We start from the raw sequence: 14,776 nt of genomic DNA, 5'->3' as shown, positions 1-14,776 counted from the left end.
ACTTTTTACCAGCCCAGGGCTGGCTTACTTCAAACATCTTACTTCTTACTTCCCGCCCCCGTCATGAACGACGCCGAACCCGATGCCCTCGAAATCACCGCCGCCGAACCCGGCGAGGTGGGCATCGTGCGTCCGCAGGACTACCGCTCCGACGAACCGTTCACCTTTGAGTGCGGACGCACCCTGCCTGGCTTCACCCTGCGCTACGAGACCTACGGCCGGCTCAACGCCGCGGGCGACAACGCCATCCTCGTTTGCCACGCCCTCTCCGGCGACCACCACTGCGCCGGCATCCATGGCCTCAACGACCGCAAACCCGGCTGGTGGAACAACATCATCGGCCCCGGCAAGTCGCTCGACACCAACAAATATTTCGTCACCTGCTGCAACGTCCTCGGCGGTTGCCAGGGCTCGACCGGTCCGTCCTCGACCGACCCGCAGACCGGCAAACCCTACGGCGTCACCTTCCCCATCGTCACCATCACCGACATGGTGCGCGCCCAGCATCGCTGGCTGACCGCCATCGGGGTCAAAAAACTCCACGCCGTCGTCGGTGGCTCCATGGGCGGCATGCAGGTGCTCGAATGGGGCCTGTGTTTCCCGGATTTCGTCGACCGCCTGCTGGGCATGGCCACCACTGCCCGCGAGAGCGCCCAGGCCATCGCCTTCAACGAGGTCGGGCGCCAGGCCATCCTGCAGGACCCCGATTGGGCCGGGGGCAACTACCCCGCCGGCGGCGGACCGAAGGTCGGCCTCGCGATCGCCCGCATGATGGCGCACATCACCTACCTCAGCGACGCGTCCATGGCCCGCAAGTTCGGCCGGCGCACCGTCGCCGAACGTCCGGCCCGCGCCCGCGCCACCACCCCAGGCGCCGACGAGCAACCGGTCGCGCCGGAGAGCGCCTTTGACGTGCAGTTCGAGGTGGAGAGTTACCTGCGCTACCAGGGCCAGAGCTTCATCAATCGCTTCGACGCCAACTCCTACCTCTACATCACCCGCGCGCTCGACCAATACGACCCCGCCGCCGCGACCGGTTCGCTGGAGGCTGCCTTCGCCGCGATCCAAGCCCGCACGCTCGTGGTGGGCTTTACCAGCGACTGGCTGTTTCCGCCCGAGCAGAACCGCGCCATCGTCACCGCCTTGCTCCGCGCCGGCAAAAACGCCAGCTACGCCGAACTCGCCACCGACCTCGGCCACGACTCTTTCCTCCTCGAATCGCCACAACTCTACGCTCTCGTCACCGACTTCCTCGCGAGCTGAGTGCAGCTGTCTTGCCCACGGACCACACGGAATACACCGAATCCATCAAACGCAGATGAACACACGAAAGGACACGAAAACCGAATCCGACTCTTTCGGGTCCTTTCGTGTGTTTCGTGGGCCTCCCCCTTCCGTGTATTCCGTGTGTTCCGTGGGCCTTTAACTCACCCATGTCGCTTAGATCCAACAAACGCACCGTCGATCTCCAGATCATCACCGATTGGGTGAAGGACGGTGCCCGCGTGCTCGATCTTGGTTGTGGCCGGGGCGTGCTGCTACAGGAGCTCGTGCAACAAAAACACACCCAAGGCATCGGCGTGGACCTCGGGATCGACAAGGTCGCCGCCTGCGTGCGCCGCGGCCTCTCCGCCTATCAGGGCGACATGATGGAGCTGATGGCGATCTTCGACGACGGGCACTTCGATCACGTGATCTGCTCGCGCACGCTGGAGGAGGTGGATCAACCGGCCCTCGTCATCGCCGAGGCGCTGCGCGTCGGCCGTTCGCTCACCGTCGGTTTCGCCAACTACGGTTATTGGCGCAACCGGCTCGCCGCCTTTTTCCAAGGCCGCAAACCGCGCAACGAAGTCTTCACCACGACGTGGGGTGAGAGCCGTCCGGCCAACCCGCTCACCATCGCCGACTTCGAGGCCTTTTGCGCTGAACATGCCTACCGCATCACCCGCCGCATGCACCTGCGCGGCGACTGGAAAACCACGGTGGATACCCTGCCCAACCTCCGCGCCGGCTACGCGCTCTACGAGATCACCCGCTGATCCCACGATGCGCGGCCCCACCGGGTCAGTGACAGCGCTCCCGCCCAAAGTCGACCTGCCGACGCCGGGCGGCCGTTCCCCCGCCCGTTCGCCCCATCCCCCTAGCACTTCGCCCCGCCCGGATTGCTCCGCGAAGACCTCGTCCAACGCTGGGACCCACCCGTCCCTTTCGTTTGATGCTTTCTCCGCCAGGATTCCCCATCCTCGCCCACGGTCTGTTTGTCGTCGCGCTGCTCGCGCCGATCGCCCCACCGGCCGCGCGCGGTGCCAATCGTCTCGCCGACGCCGCTTCGCCTTACCTGCGCCAGCACGCCGACCAGCCGGTTGACTGGTATCCATGGAGTGAGGACGCCTTCGCCCGCGCCCGCGCCGAGAACAAACCCATCTTCCTCTCCATCGGCTACAGCACCTGCCACTGGTGTCACGTGATGGCGGCCGAGTCCTTCGACAACCCGACGCTGGCCGCGCAACTCAACCGCGACTTCATCGCCATCAAGGTCGACCGCGAGCAACGCCCCGACCTCGACCGGGTTTACCAAAGCTTTGTTGAGGCCCTCACCGGCGCCGGCGGCTGGCCGCTCAACGTCTGGCTCACGCCCGACCTGAAACCGTTCTACGGCGGCACCTACTTTCCGGCGGCAGACGAGGGCCGCCGGCCTGGCTTCGGCACCGTCCTGCAGCGCATCGCCGCCGCCTGGCAGGCCGACCCCGATCGCATCCGCGCTCAATCCACCCAACTGCTCGACACCCTTGCGGCCGAGTTTGCGCCGGCCCCACCGTCCACCGCCACCGACTGGCCCGCCCTCCGCCACGCCGCCCTGCGAGACCTCCAAGCCCAGTTCGACGCCACCCACGGCGGCTTCGATGCCGCGGCCAAATTCCCGTCGCCCGTCACGCTCGAGTTTTTGCTCCACGAGGCCTCCACCGCGCCCGCATCCACCGATCGCGAACTCGCCCTCCACCTGCTCACGCGCACCCTCCGCGCCATCACCGACGGTGGTCTGCACGATCATGTTGGCGGCGGCTTCCATCGCTACACCGTCGATGCGGCCTGGCGGGTCCCGCACTTCGAAAAGACCCTCTACGATCAGGCCCAGCTCGTGCCCCTCCTGCTCGCGGCGTGGCAGACCACCGGCGACGCCACCTTTCGCGACACCGCGGTCGACACCCTCGCCTATCTCGACCGCCGTCTCGCGCTGCCCAACGGCGGCTTCGCCTCGGCGGAAGACGCCGACAGCGCCCTCGCCGCCGACCCCGCGCAACACCGCGAAGGCGCCTTCTACACCTGGAACGCTCGGGAGCTGGCCACCGTCCTCCCCCCCGCCGAGCTCGACCTCTTTCGGCGGGCCTTCGCCATCGACGACGCCGGCAATATCGCCCCCGCCCAGGACCCGACCGGCGAGCTCACCGGCCAGAACGTGCTCGCCCTCGACCCGTCCTTCGCCGCCTCCGCCACGCCCGGCGAGCGCGCCCGCCTGCGTCCCAGTCTCAAGCTTTTGGATACAGCGCGCGAAGAGCGTCCCCGCCCTGCCCGCGACGACAAGGTTGTCACGGCCTGGAACGGCCTCGCTCTTTCCGCCTTCGCGCGCGCCGCGCAAGCCCTCGACGACCCGGCCTACCTCGCCACCGCCCAACAGCTCGCCACGTTCCTGCGAACCGACCTCTACGACGAGGCCACCGGCCGACTCGCCCGCAGCCACCTCGCCGGCCAAAGCGATCCCATCGGTTTCCCCGAAGACTACGCCGCCCTCATTCAGGGTCTGCTCGATCTCTACGAAACCGATTTTGATTCCGCCCACCTGCAGTGGGCCCTGCGCCTGCAAGCGACCCAGGACGCGCTGTTCGGCGACCCGGAGCACGGCGGCTACTTCGCCAATGCGGCGGACGACGCCAGCGTGGTGCTCCGACTCAAGGCCTCGCACGACCAGGCCGAGCCCGCCGCGACCTCCCTCGCCGTGCGCAACCTCGGCCGCCTCGCCGCTCTGCTCCACGACGATACGCTGCTCAACCAGGCCCGCGCCGCCGCCCGTTCGCTGGCCGGCACCGCCACCGAGCACCCAACCTCCTTGCCCGCCTTGCTCGCCGCCACCGGATGGCTGACCGGCGACGCCCAGCAAGCCCTGTTGCACGCGGAACCTGGTCCCGAGGCCGACGCCTTGACGCGGCTCCTGCAAGACCACCCGCATCCGCACCGGGTCAGCCTCCGCATCGACGCAGCCAACCGTGACTTCTTCGCCGCCCGCGTGCCGCTGATCGCCGCGCTGCCCGATGGTCCCGCCGACACCCCCACGGTCTACCTGTGCGAAAACTTTGTCTGCCAACTGCCCGTCACCACACCGACCGAGTTGCTCGGCCTGCTCAAGCCCCACCTCTGACCTTTCCCCGCCATGCACCTGCACCACCTGTTCCCCTGCCTCACGCTCGCCGTTTCCAGCTTTAGCTACGCGGCCGCCACCCTGCCCGACGGCCTCACCGCGCGTCCGCTTGCGCCCCGCAGCGGCGACGGCTCGGCCATGCACTTCACCGCCATCGCCGCCGCCGATTCCGGCCTCAACAACGAGAACCCTTACGACGATCCCAGCATGTGGTCGACCGCCCGCTACACCGAGTTCCAGGGCGGTGCGATCGGCTCCGGCATCTGCACCGGCGACCTCGATGGCGACGGCCTCGTCGATCTCTACGTGGTCAACAAGGTCCGTCCCAACCAACTCTTCCGCCAAGTCGCGCCCTTCCAGTTTGAGGACATCACCGCCGGCGCCGGCGTCGCCGGTTCCACCGCCTGGAACACCGGCGCCACGCTCGCCGACGTCGACAACGACGGCGACCTCGACCTCTACGTCTGTCAGTTCGACGCCCCCAACCTGCTCTTCATCAACGACGGCTCGGGCCACTTCACCGAAGAAGCCGCCGTGCGCGGCGCCGCCATTGTCTCCGCCAGCGTCGTGGGCGCCTTTGCCGACTACGACCGCGACGGCCACCTCGATCTCTTCGTGCTCACCAACGTGCACGACGCCGCCACCCAACTCGACGGCGCCCCCGACCTCCTCCTGCACAATCGCGGTGATGGCACCTTCGAGGACGTCACCGCCACCGCCGGCATCAGCCTCGCCGGCGAACGCGGGCACTCCGCCACCTGGTTCGACGCCAACGCCGACGGCTGGCCCGACCTCTACGTGACCAACGACTTCGCCGCCCCTGACCACCTGTATCAAAACAACGGTGACGGCACCTTCACCGACACCGCCGACCGCGATCTACCCGCCACGCCGTGGTTCGCCATGGGCGCCGACTTCGGCGACATCAACAACGACGGTCTCTTTGATCTCTTCGCCGCCGACATGGCCGGCACCACCCACTACAAGTCCAAGGTCACCATGGGCGACATGGGTGGTCTCGTGGACGCAATGGACACCCTCGCCACTCCGCAATACATGCGCAACTTTCTCTACCTCAACTCCGGCACCGACCGCTTTGAGGAGATCGCCCAGATGGCTGGCGTAAAGAGCAGCGATTGGACCTGGTCCCCGCGCTTCGAGGACCTCGACAACGACGGCTTCCTCGACCTGCACATCACCAACGGCATGGTTCGCTCCTTCATCGACTCCGACCTCGTCAACGAGGCGAAACGCAAGACCTCGCAGGCCGACGTCATCCGCCTGATGAAGAACAGCCCGCCGCTGAAAGAGAATCACCTCGCGCTGCGCAACGACGGCCACCTGCACTTCAAGAAGGTGCAACAGGACTGGGGTCTCGCCCACGTGGGCATCAGCTTCGGTTCCACCTTTGCCGACTTCGACGGCGACGGCGACCTCGACCTCGCCTACGTCAACTACGACGCCCCGGTCAGCCTCTACCGCAACGACAGCCCCGACGGCCATCGCGTCATCCTCGAACTCGTTGGCACCCGCTCCAACCGCCGCGGCGTCGACGCCGTTGTGACCATCGACGCCCCCCAGGGCACCCTTACCCGCAAGCTCACCGTCGCCCGCGGCGTGCTCTCCTCTTCGGAGCCGATCCTGCACTTCGGCCTCGGCGACAGCGCCGTCATCCCGACCCTCACCGTGCGCTGGCCCAGTGGTGTCGTGCAGACCTTCACAGACCTGCCGGCCGATCAACGCTACACGATCACCGAACCGGCCAACTCCGCCGCCACGCCCCCCGCCGCGATCGCTTCCCGACCGGTCGATCGTGGCCTGCTCACGGAATCCGCCGCCGCGCACGGCCTCGCCCACGTCAACCGCGAGGCCGTATTCAATGATATGTTACGCCAGTCGCTGCTGCCCAATCGCATGAACACCCTCGGCGCCGGCCTCGCCCTCGGCGACGCCAACGGCGACGGCGCGACCGACGTCTACTTCGCCGGCAGCGCCGGTGAACCCGGCGCCCTTTATCTCAACGACGGCTCCGGTCAGTTCGCGCCCGCCCCCGGTCCGCAGCCGTGGGACGCCCCCGCGCTCGCCGCCGCCGAGCAGATGACTCCGGTGTGGTTTGATCTCGACGGGGACGGTGACCTCGACCTGTTGGTTTCAACCGGCAGCACCGAATTTGACGCCGACGACGCCCACTACCGCGCCCAACTTTTCCTCAACGACGGTCACGCCCGCTTCTCGCTTGCTCCAACCGAGGTCTTCGATCCGATCGCCAGCAGCTCCGGCGCCGTGGCGGTGGGGGACTATGACCTCGACGGCGATACCGACGTCTTCATCGGTGGCCGCGTTGTCCCCGGCCAATACCCGTCCGCACCGGTCTCGCAACTACTGGAGAACCGCGACGGCCGCCTGGTCGACATCACTCCGGAATCGCTGCGCCACATCGGCATGGTCACGGGCGCATTGTGGACCGACGCCGACGGAGACAACCGCCCGGATCTTGTGCTCGTTGGCGAATGGATGGCGCCAAGTGTTTTCCAGTTCGACGGCACCACCCTCGTCCCCCACCCGGGCATCACCGGTCTGGCCGAACATTCCGGGTGGTGGAACACCGTGCTCGCCACCGACGTCGATGGCGACGGCGACCTCGACCTCGTGGCCGGCAACTTTGGTCACAACACCAAGTATCACGCCTCGGCCGATCATCCCGTGGAGATGTTCTTCGGCGACTTCGAGGGCACCGGCACCTGCGAGATCGTCGAAGCCAAATACGAAGGCGATCGCCTGCTGCCTGTGCGCGGCCGGTCCTGCAGCTCCCGCGCCATGCCCAGCCTGGCCAAAAAATTCCCCACCTTCCACGACTTCGGCGCCGCGCTGCTGCCCGAAATCTACACCGAGGAGAAACTCGACCAATCACTGCACCTACGCGTGAGCACCCTCGGCTCAGGCGTATTCATCAATCAAGGACGCGGCCACTACACCTTCACCGAACTGCCGCACGCCGCCCAGACCGCGCCCATCTTCGGCTTCGCCGCCGCCGACCTCACGGGCGACGGCGTCACCGATCTGGTCGCGACCCAGAACTTCCATGGTCCGCAAGTGGAGACCGGCTGGTATAACGGCGGCCTGAGCGTCGTGCTGGCCGGCAACGGCGACGGCAGCTTCACTGAACTCACCGCTCCGGAAAGTGGCCTCGCCATCCCCGGTGAAGCCCGCTCCGCCGCCGTCGGCGACCTCGACCGGGACGGGAAACCCGAGCTGCTCATCACCATCCTCAACGCCCCCGCCCGCCTTTACCGCCCGCGGGTCGCACAGGAGTAGTCGAGCCGTCGGAACCCACCCCTTTCGCGGCTCTCATTCCTCAAAACGATGTGCAACCCGCATCACTGAGCAGCGACCTGCCCTCGCCAAACCGGCCGCGGCTGTCACAGTCTCGGCAGCGTGAACCTGCTGCACCTCTACATCTCCCCTGGTCACAATTTTTTCGGCCATCACGGCAAACCCGCCGGCGCCCACCCAACGGTTGAAGTGGACACCGTGGAATGCGTGGCCGGCAGCGGGCTCACCGGCGATCGTTTCTTCGACTTCAAGACCGACTACAAGGGTCAGGTCACCTTCTTCGCCAGTGAGGTCTTTGCCGAGCTGCAACGGGAACTCGGGGTCTTCGATTGCGCCCCCGCTGTCTTGCGCCGCAACCTCATTACGGAAGGCGTCGACCTCAACACCCTCATCGGACAAGAGTTTGAGGTGCAGGGCGTGCGCTTCCTCGGCACCGTCGAATGCACGCCTTGCTACTGGATGGATCGCGTTTTCGCCCCCGGCACCGAAGCCTTCCTCCAAGGCCGGGGCGGGCTCCGCGCGAAGATCCTTAGTAGCGGCACTTTGGCCAAGTCCGCCGTCCTCGCTGCCCGGTAGAGCTCGACCTCGCGTCGAGTTGCCCCGTCGTCCCGTTTACCTGTCCGCTGCGGCCGCACGCGCAGTGCGGCCCCACCAGCCAGCCGTCAACCGGTCCGACCTAGGCGCCGAAGGCGGCCGCACGCGTCGCGTGCTGCTTTTCCAAGCTGCCGCACACCAGCTCGCACAGCTCAAAAATCGACGGATCGCCGATCGAATAGAAGACCTGCAGGCCTTCTTTGCGGCGATTGAGCACCCCGGCGTTGGCCAGGTGCTGAAGATGACGGGAAACGTTGGCCTGGGTGCCGCCGCTCAACTCCACTAGGGTGTTCACCGACTTCTCACCGTCGAACAGCGCGTGTATCAGGCGCAAGCGCATCGGCTCCGACAAGGCCGAGAAGCGTCGAGCGATTTGATCGAGGGCGTCCTCCGTGAGTTTACGCGGCTTTTTTCCCATAACGATGATTGAGCAAATGCTTGACATGGCTGGCAACTATATACGTATATGCGCATGTAGTTACTTTTGCGTCAACCATGAAAACCGACTCTTTTATCCGCATCCTCGCCGGCCTGATGATCCTGATCAGCGTGGCTCTTACCCACTTCGTCAGCCCGTGGTGGCTGTTGTTCACCGGCTTCATCGGGCTTAACCTGATCCAATCCGCCTTCACCGGTTTCTGCCCGCCGACGCTCATTTTGGAGAAGCTCGGCTGGGTGCGTGCCGATGGCACCATCGCCTGGGGCGGACGATAAACCGCCGCCCCACCCGACCCGCCCTTGCCATGCGTCGCCTTGCCACCGCCACCCTCGCGCTCGTCGCGAGTCTCTCCGCCCTCGCCCAAAAGAATGCGCCCTGGACCCTGCGTGCCGCGCTCGCCGAGGCCCGCGCGCACAGTCCCGAGGCCGCCATCGCCGCCGCTCGTCTCGACCGCGCCCAAGCCTTGGTTGACCAGACCCAGGCCGCCAGCCTGCCCCAGCTCAAACTGTCGGCCGGTTACACGCAGACGAACAACCCCATGATGGCCTTCGGCGCCATCCTCAACCAAGGCGCCTTCAGCCCGACGATTGACTTCAACGCCCCTGGTCAGGTCGACAACCTCAACCTCACCGGCACCGTCGCCTACAACCTCTACTCCGGTGGCCGCACCTCCGCTCACCAAGCCGCCGCCCGCTCCGGCGTCGCCGCGACCGAACACGATCGCGCCGCGACCTTCACCCGCCTCGACGCCGCCGTCACCACCGCCTACTTCAACATTCGCCAAGCCCGTGAGGCGATCGCCGCCCTCGACGCCGCCATCACCACCACCGAGGAGAACCTGCGTCTCGCCCGCCTGCGGTTCGAAGCCGGCCAACTCCTCAAAAGTGAACTGCTCAACCTCGAGGTTCAACTCGCCCAAACCCGCGAGCAACACCTCGCCGCCCGCCAGCAAGCCACCCTCGCCGATCGCCAGTTTCTCTACCTGCTCGGTCGCGCCCCCGTGGTTGGGGAGCCGGTCGCCCTCGCGGACCACGATGCGAGTCTCGTCGATCTAAGCGTGCCCGCCGCCACCAGCATCGACCAACGCCCCGAACTCCACGCCCTCGCCGCTCGCCGCGACGCCGCCGCCGCCTCAGTCAACGCCGCCAACGGCGCCCGCCGCCCGACCGTCAACGCCTTTGCCTCCTACCAAGTCGACCGGGGCTGGCGCCTCAATGGCGACGGCGACTCCTGGATGGCCGGCCTGCAGGCCGAGTGGACCATCTTCGACGGCCAGGCCACGACCGGAAAGATCCGCGAAGCCCGCGCCACCCTCACCGAAACCGAGGCCGCCCAACACCAACTCGAACTCAGTCTCCAACTGGAACTCGAACAAGCCCGCCTCGCCCACGACTACGCCGTCGAGCAACTCGCCGTCACCGCCACCCTCGTCGCACAGGCCGAGGAAGCCGCCCGGATTTCGCGCGACCGTTTCGAAGCCGGCTCGCTCCTCTCGACTGAACTCATCGGCGCCGAAACCCGCCTCACCTCCGCCCGCGTCCGCCGCGCCGTCGCCACGGCCGCCGAGCGCATCGCCGCTGCCAAGGTCCGCCACGCCGCCGGTCTCCCGATCCTCCCGTAACCTTTTTTTCTCCTCTTTATCTTTCCCTTTCTCCCTGCCGACCGATGACCCGCCCGCCCTTCACCTTCCTCCTCGTTGTCACCGCAACCGCAGCGTTCACGGCATGCAGTCGCGACCACGGCAACACCGCCCCGCACGCCGCGGCCAATCTGCCCGCCGTCGCCGTCACCACCACGACCGTCACGACTTCCTCCGTGGCTCAGATCCGCCACCTGCCCGGCACCGTGCAGGCCACCGAGCGCGCCACCGTCGCCGCCAAAGCGATGGGGACCGTGACCGCTGCGCCCACCGTCGGCCAATCCGTCGCCGCTGGGGACGTCCTCGTGCGCATCTCCGCCGACGAGCTCGACGCCGCCGTCGCCCAAGCTCGCGCCGCCCTCGACCTCGCCACCCGCAACCACCAGCGCGAGGCCGCCCTGCTCGAACGCGGCGCCTCCACCGCCGAGACCGTGCGCAACCTCGATGACCAGCGCCGCATCGCCGCCGCCCAACTCGAGGCCGCCAGCGCCCAACTCGCCACCACCCGGGTCACCGCGCCTTTCGACGGTAGCGTCACCGCCCGCCACCTCGAGACCGGCGACCTCGCCTCCCCCGGCGCTCCGCTCTTCACCCTCGAAGGCCCGCACCTTGAGGTCCAGGTGGCCGTGCCCGAGTCCCTCGCCAGCGCGAACCTCGGGGACACCGTTGGTATTGAACTCTCCGATACCACCAAAGTGAACGGCCTCGTGACCGAGGCCTCGCCTGCCGCCGATCCGGTGACCCGCAGTCGGCTCGTGCGCCTCGCCTTGCCCGCTGGAGCCCCCGCCGCCGCCGGTCAGTTCGTGCGCGTGCGCTGGCCCGACGACCCGGCCTCCGTCCTGCGCGTGCCCTCCAGCGCCGTCTCCGCCTTCGGCCAGATGCAGCGCGTCTTCGTCGTCACCGACGGCCATGCCTCGCTGCGCCTCGTCAAAATCGGTCACATCCAGGACGGCGAGACGGTCATTCTTTCCGGCCTCAATCCCGGCGAAACCATCGTGACCGCCCCGCCCGCGATCCTCCGCGACGGCCAGCCGCTCACCCTTAACGCCGCCCGCTGACCATGAGCGACGCGCCCGTCACCCCTTCGTCTCCGCCGCCGCCTCGGTTCGGCATGACCGGCCGCCTGGCCGCGATGTTCATCGATTCAAAGCTCACGCCCATCGCAGTCATCGCTTCGATTCTCCTCGGCATCTTCGCCGTGCTCCAACTGCCGCGCGAAGAGGAGCCGCAGATCAAGGTCCCCATGATCGACGTGCTCGTCGGCATGCCCGGCGCCACCCCGACCGAAGTCGAGAACCGCGTCACCCGCCCTGTGGAAAAGCTCCTTTGGGAAATCCCCGACGTCGAATACCTCTACTCCACCTCGGAGCCCGGCGGCGCCATGATCATCGTGCGCTTCAAGGTCGGCACCGACATCGAGGCCGCGCTCATCCGCCTCAACCAGAAACTTCAGGCCAACTACGACCTCATCCCGCCCGGCGTCAGCCAGCCCCTCATCAAACCGCGCACGATCGACGACGTTCCGATCCTCGCGCTCACGCTCCATTCCCAAACCCACGATCACCTCACCCTGCGCCGCCTCGGCGCGCAGCTCGATGAGGCGGTGAAGTCCGTCGACCAAGTCGCCGAGACCACCCTCATCGGTGGCGTGCGCCGCGCCGTCCGCGTGGCCCTCGATCCCGCCGCCCTCGCCGCCCGCGGACTCACCACCGACATCGTCAGCCTGGCGGTGCAATCCGCCAACCGCGCCGCCCAGGCCGGTTCCCGTCCCTTTGCCAACACCGAGCTCTTGCTCGAGACCGGCGCCTTCCTGCGCGACGCGACCGACGTCGGCAACGTGGTGGTCGGCGCCTGGCGGAACCGTCCCATCTACCTGCGCGACGTCGCGACCATCAGCGACTCCGCCGAGGAGCCCGTCAACTACGTGCTGCACGGCGCGCCCGGCCACGATCTCGAGGCCGCCGTCACGCTCTCGGTCGCGAAGCGGCCCGGCGCGAATGCCATCGATGTGGTCAACCAGATCATGGCCAAGGTCGACACCCTGCGCGGCACCCTCCTGCCGGCCGATGTCGAACTCACCGTCACCCGCGACTACGGCCACACCGCCGCCGAAAAGAGCAACGAGCTCCTGTTGCACATGGGCATCGCCGTCTTCGGCGTTGCCGTTCTCATCCTTTTCTTCCTCGGCTGGCGCGAGTCTTTGGTGGTGCTGCTCGCCATCCCCTCGACCCTCGCGCTCACCCTGCTCGTGTTCTACCTTTATGGATACACGCTCAACCGTATCACGCTGTTCGCGCTGATCTTCTCGATCGGTATCCTGGTCGATGACGCCATCGTGGTCGTCGAGAACATCGTGCGCCATGTGCGCCTGCCCGGCGCCCGCCAGAAGTCCCTCACGCAGGTGGCGCTCGAAGCGGTTGACGAGGTCGGCAACCCCACCGTGCTCGCCACCTGGGCCGTCATCGCCGCCATCCTGCCGATGGCCTTCGTCGGCGGATTGATGGGACCTTACATGCGTCCCATTCCGATCGGCTCGACCGCCGCCATGCTCTTCTCGCTGGTGATTGCCTTCACCATCACCCCCTGGGCTGCCCTGCGCGTCCTCAAGCGCCACGTAAAATCCAAGGGCGAAAATTCAGCATCCCAACTCGAAAATCACGGCAGCGAAGCCGCCCACGATTGGTCGACGCGCCTCTACCACAAGGTGATGGATCCGCTGCTCGACTACGCGTGGTGGCGCTGGGCCTTTCTCATCACCATCGTCGCCTTGCTCGCCGGCTCCGCCGCGCTTGTGCTCTTCGGCGCGGTGAAGATCAAGATGCTGCCGTTCGACAACAAGTCGGAGTTCCAAGTCGTCATCAACACGCCGGAAGGCACCACCCTCGAACAGACCACCGCCATCGCGCAGGAGATGGCCGCGGCCATTGCGCTTCACCCCGAGGTGCGCGACTACCAGATCTACAGCGGCACCGCTTCACCCTTTAATTTTAATGGACTCGTGCGCCACTACTTCATGCGCCGCGGGCCCAACGTCGCCGACATTCAGGTCAACCTCGTCGGCAAGGGTGAACGCGCCGACCAAAGCCATGACATCGCCAAGCGCATTCGCCCCGATGTCGCCGCCATCGCCCAAAAACACGGCGCCGCCGTCGCGGTCGCCGAAGTGCCGCCCGGCCCGCCCGTGTTGCAGAGCATCGTGGCCGAGATCTACGGCCCCTCCGATGAGCGACGCCTCGCCCTCGCGACCAAGGTGAAGGACATCATGGCCCACACCAAGGGCATCGTGGACCTCGACTGGTATGTCGAAGCCCCCCAACCCAAGGTCACCTACGTCGTCGACAAGGAGAAGGCCGCGCTGCACGGCATCTCCACCGCCACCATTTCACGCACCCTCGCCCTCGCTGCTCAGGGTCACGAGATCGACCTGCTGCACCAGCCCCACGAGCGCGAGGACGTGTCCATCACGCTCGAGTTGCCCGCCGGGGCCCGCACCACCTCACGCGAAATACTCGCCTTGCAGGTTCGCTCCGACCTCGACCCGACCGCCCCGCTCGTGCCGCTCTCCGAGTTGGTGCGCATCGAGCACGGCACCCGCGAACGCAGTCTCTACCGCAAAAACCTGAAGGCGGTCACCTACGTCACCGCCGACGTCGCCGGCGCGGTGGAGAGTCCGGCCTACGCGCTGTTCGACCTGCACATGCAGTTGCTCGACCTCGACGCGCGCGACTACGGCGCGACGGACGAGACGCTCGACATTTACCACCTCAACCTGCCGGCCGACGACACCGAGCCCGCTCTAAAATGGGACGGCGAGTGGCACATCACCCTCGAGGTGTTTCGCGACCTGGGCATCGCCTTCGCCGCCGTGCTCATCCTCATCGCCATGCTCATGGTCGGCTGGTTCCGCAGTTACGTGACCCCGTTGGTGGTGATGGCCGCGATCCCGTTTTCGCTCATCGGCATCCTGCCCGCGCACTGGCTGATGGGCGCCTTCTTCACCGCCACCTCGATGATCGGTTTCATGGCCGGCGCCGGCATCGTGGTGCGCAATTCCATCATCCTCGTCGACTTCATCGAACTGCGCCGCAGCGAAGGCCTGAGCCTGCGCAACGCCGTCGTCGAGGCCGGCGCCGTGCGCTTCCGCCCAATGTTGCTCACCGCCCTCGCCGTCGTGGTCGGCGCGAGTGTCATCCTCGCCGATCCCATCTTCCAGGGTCTCGCCATCAGCCTGATGTTCGGCGAAATCGCCTCTCTCGCCATCTCCCGCATGGCCGTCCCCGTCCTCTACTTCATGGCAAACCAAGAGAAGAAATCCTAAGCCCTAAATTCCAACCCGGACGACTCGGTGCGTAGGCGG

Annotated in this window: 10 protein-coding genes; 9 read left to right on the top strand and 1 reads right to left on the bottom strand. The window is 66.7% G+C overall.

Annotated features, from left to right (window positions below; translation table 11 throughout):
- Positions 1–63 precede the first annotated feature (63 nt).
- From metX to AC0MRV_RS08835, 5 genes are all read left to right on the top strand, one after another.
- On the top strand, positions 64–1,263 hold the full coding sequence (gene metX / locus AC0MRV_RS08855) for a homoserine O-acetyltransferase MetX (RefSeq protein WP_472764100.1): 1,200 nt from the start codon (positions 64–66) through the stop codon (positions 1,261–1,263).
- Positions 1,264–1,433: 170 nt separating this feature from the next.
- Positions 1,434–2,039, top strand: a complete 606-nt coding sequence (locus tag AC0MRV_RS08850; protein WP_472764099.1) for a methionine biosynthesis protein MetW — start codon at positions 1,434–1,436, stop codon at positions 2,037–2,039.
- A gap of 176 nt (positions 2,040–2,215) precedes the next feature.
- On the top strand, positions 2,216–4,414 hold the full coding sequence (locus AC0MRV_RS08845; RefSeq protein ID WP_472764098.1) for a thioredoxin domain-containing protein: 2,199 nt from the start codon (positions 2,216–2,218) through the stop codon (positions 4,412–4,414).
- Positions 4,415–4,426: 12 nt separating this feature from the next.
- A complete protein-coding gene (locus tag AC0MRV_RS08840) occupies positions 4,427–7,729 on the top strand; it encodes a VCBS repeat-containing protein (RefSeq protein WP_472764097.1) in 3,303 nt (1,100 codons plus the stop codon).
- Positions 7,730–7,849: 120 nt separating this feature from the next.
- Positions 7,850–8,323, top strand: coding sequence for an MOSC domain-containing protein (locus AC0MRV_RS08835; protein WP_472764096.1), 474 nt, complete (start codon positions 7,850–7,852; stop codon positions 8,321–8,323).
- A gap of 100 nt (positions 8,324–8,423) precedes the next feature.
- Here AC0MRV_RS08835 and AC0MRV_RS08830 read toward each other — a convergent pair whose 3' ends face one another.
- Positions 8,424–8,759, bottom strand: coding sequence for an ArsR/SmtB family transcription factor (locus AC0MRV_RS08830; RefSeq protein ID WP_472764095.1), 336 nt, complete (start codon positions 8,757–8,759; stop codon positions 8,424–8,426).
- 77 nt (positions 8,760–8,836) lie between these two features.
- Between AC0MRV_RS08830 and AC0MRV_RS08825 the strand changes: the two genes are divergently transcribed.
- Genes AC0MRV_RS08825 through AC0MRV_RS08810 form a run of 4 tightly spaced genes read left to right on the top strand, consistent with a single transcriptional unit; the run spans position 8,837 to position 14,737 of the window.
- On the top strand, positions 8,837–9,055 hold the full coding sequence (locus tag AC0MRV_RS08825) for a YgaP family membrane protein (protein WP_472764094.1): 219 nt from the start codon (positions 8,837–8,839) through the stop codon (positions 9,053–9,055).
- A gap of 29 nt (positions 9,056–9,084) precedes the next feature.
- On the top strand, positions 9,085–10,401 hold the full coding sequence (locus AC0MRV_RS08820; RefSeq protein ID WP_472764093.1) for a TolC family protein: 1,317 nt from the start codon (positions 9,085–9,087) through the stop codon (positions 10,399–10,401).
- A gap of 44 nt (positions 10,402–10,445) precedes the next feature.
- Positions 10,446–11,477, top strand: coding sequence for an efflux RND transporter periplasmic adaptor subunit (locus tag AC0MRV_RS08815; RefSeq protein WP_472764092.1), 1,032 nt, complete (start codon positions 10,446–10,448; stop codon positions 11,475–11,477).
- A 2-nt stretch (positions 11,478–11,479) separates the two neighbouring features.
- Positions 11,480–14,737 (top strand): efflux RND transporter permease subunit, encoded by a 3,258-nt coding sequence (locus AC0MRV_RS08810; RefSeq protein WP_472764091.1) that lies wholly within the window; start codon positions 11,480–11,482, stop codon positions 14,735–14,737.
- Positions 14,738–14,776 lie beyond the last annotated feature (39 nt).

It is taken from the genome of Actomonas spartinae (assembly GCF_051209155.1).
GTDB lineage: Bacteria > Verrucomicrobiota > Verrucomicrobiia > Opitutales > Opitutaceae > Actomonas.
The sequence above is the reverse complement of the archived record's forward strand: the minus strand, read 5'-3'. Positions and strand labels throughout refer to the sequence as shown.

What these genes read in the sequence shown, in the direction of transcription:
- metX (WP_472764100.1), top strand. Translation starts at nt 64, where the DNA reads ATGAACGACGCCGAACCCGATGCCCTCGAAATCACCGCCGCCGAACCC.
- AC0MRV_RS08850 (WP_472764099.1), top strand. Translation starts at nt 1,434, where the DNA reads ATGTCGCTTAGATCCAACAAACGCACCGTCGATCTCCAGATCATCACC.
- AC0MRV_RS08845 (WP_472764098.1), top strand. Translation starts at nt 2,216, where the DNA reads ATGCTTTCTCCGCCAGGATTCCCCATCCTCGCCCACGGTCTGTTTGTC.
- AC0MRV_RS08840 (WP_472764097.1), top strand. Translation starts at nt 4,427, where the DNA reads ATGCACCTGCACCACCTGTTCCCCTGCCTCACGCTCGCCGTTTCCAGC.
- AC0MRV_RS08830 (WP_472764095.1), bottom strand. Translation starts at nt 8,759, where the DNA reads ATGGGAAAAAAGCCGCGTAAACTCACGGAGGACGCCCTCGATCAAATC.
- AC0MRV_RS08825 (WP_472764094.1), top strand. Translation starts at nt 8,837, where the DNA reads ATGAAAACCGACTCTTTTATCCGCATCCTCGCCGGCCTGATGATCCTG.
- AC0MRV_RS08820 (WP_472764093.1), top strand. Translation starts at nt 9,085, where the DNA reads ATGCGTCGCCTTGCCACCGCCACCCTCGCGCTCGTCGCGAGTCTCTCC.
- AC0MRV_RS08815 (WP_472764092.1), top strand. Translation starts at nt 10,446, where the DNA reads ATGACCCGCCCGCCCTTCACCTTCCTCCTCGTTGTCACCGCAACCGCA.
- AC0MRV_RS08810 (WP_472764091.1), top strand. Translation starts at nt 11,480, where the DNA reads ATGAGCGACGCGCCCGTCACCCCTTCGTCTCCGCCGCCGCCTCGGTTC.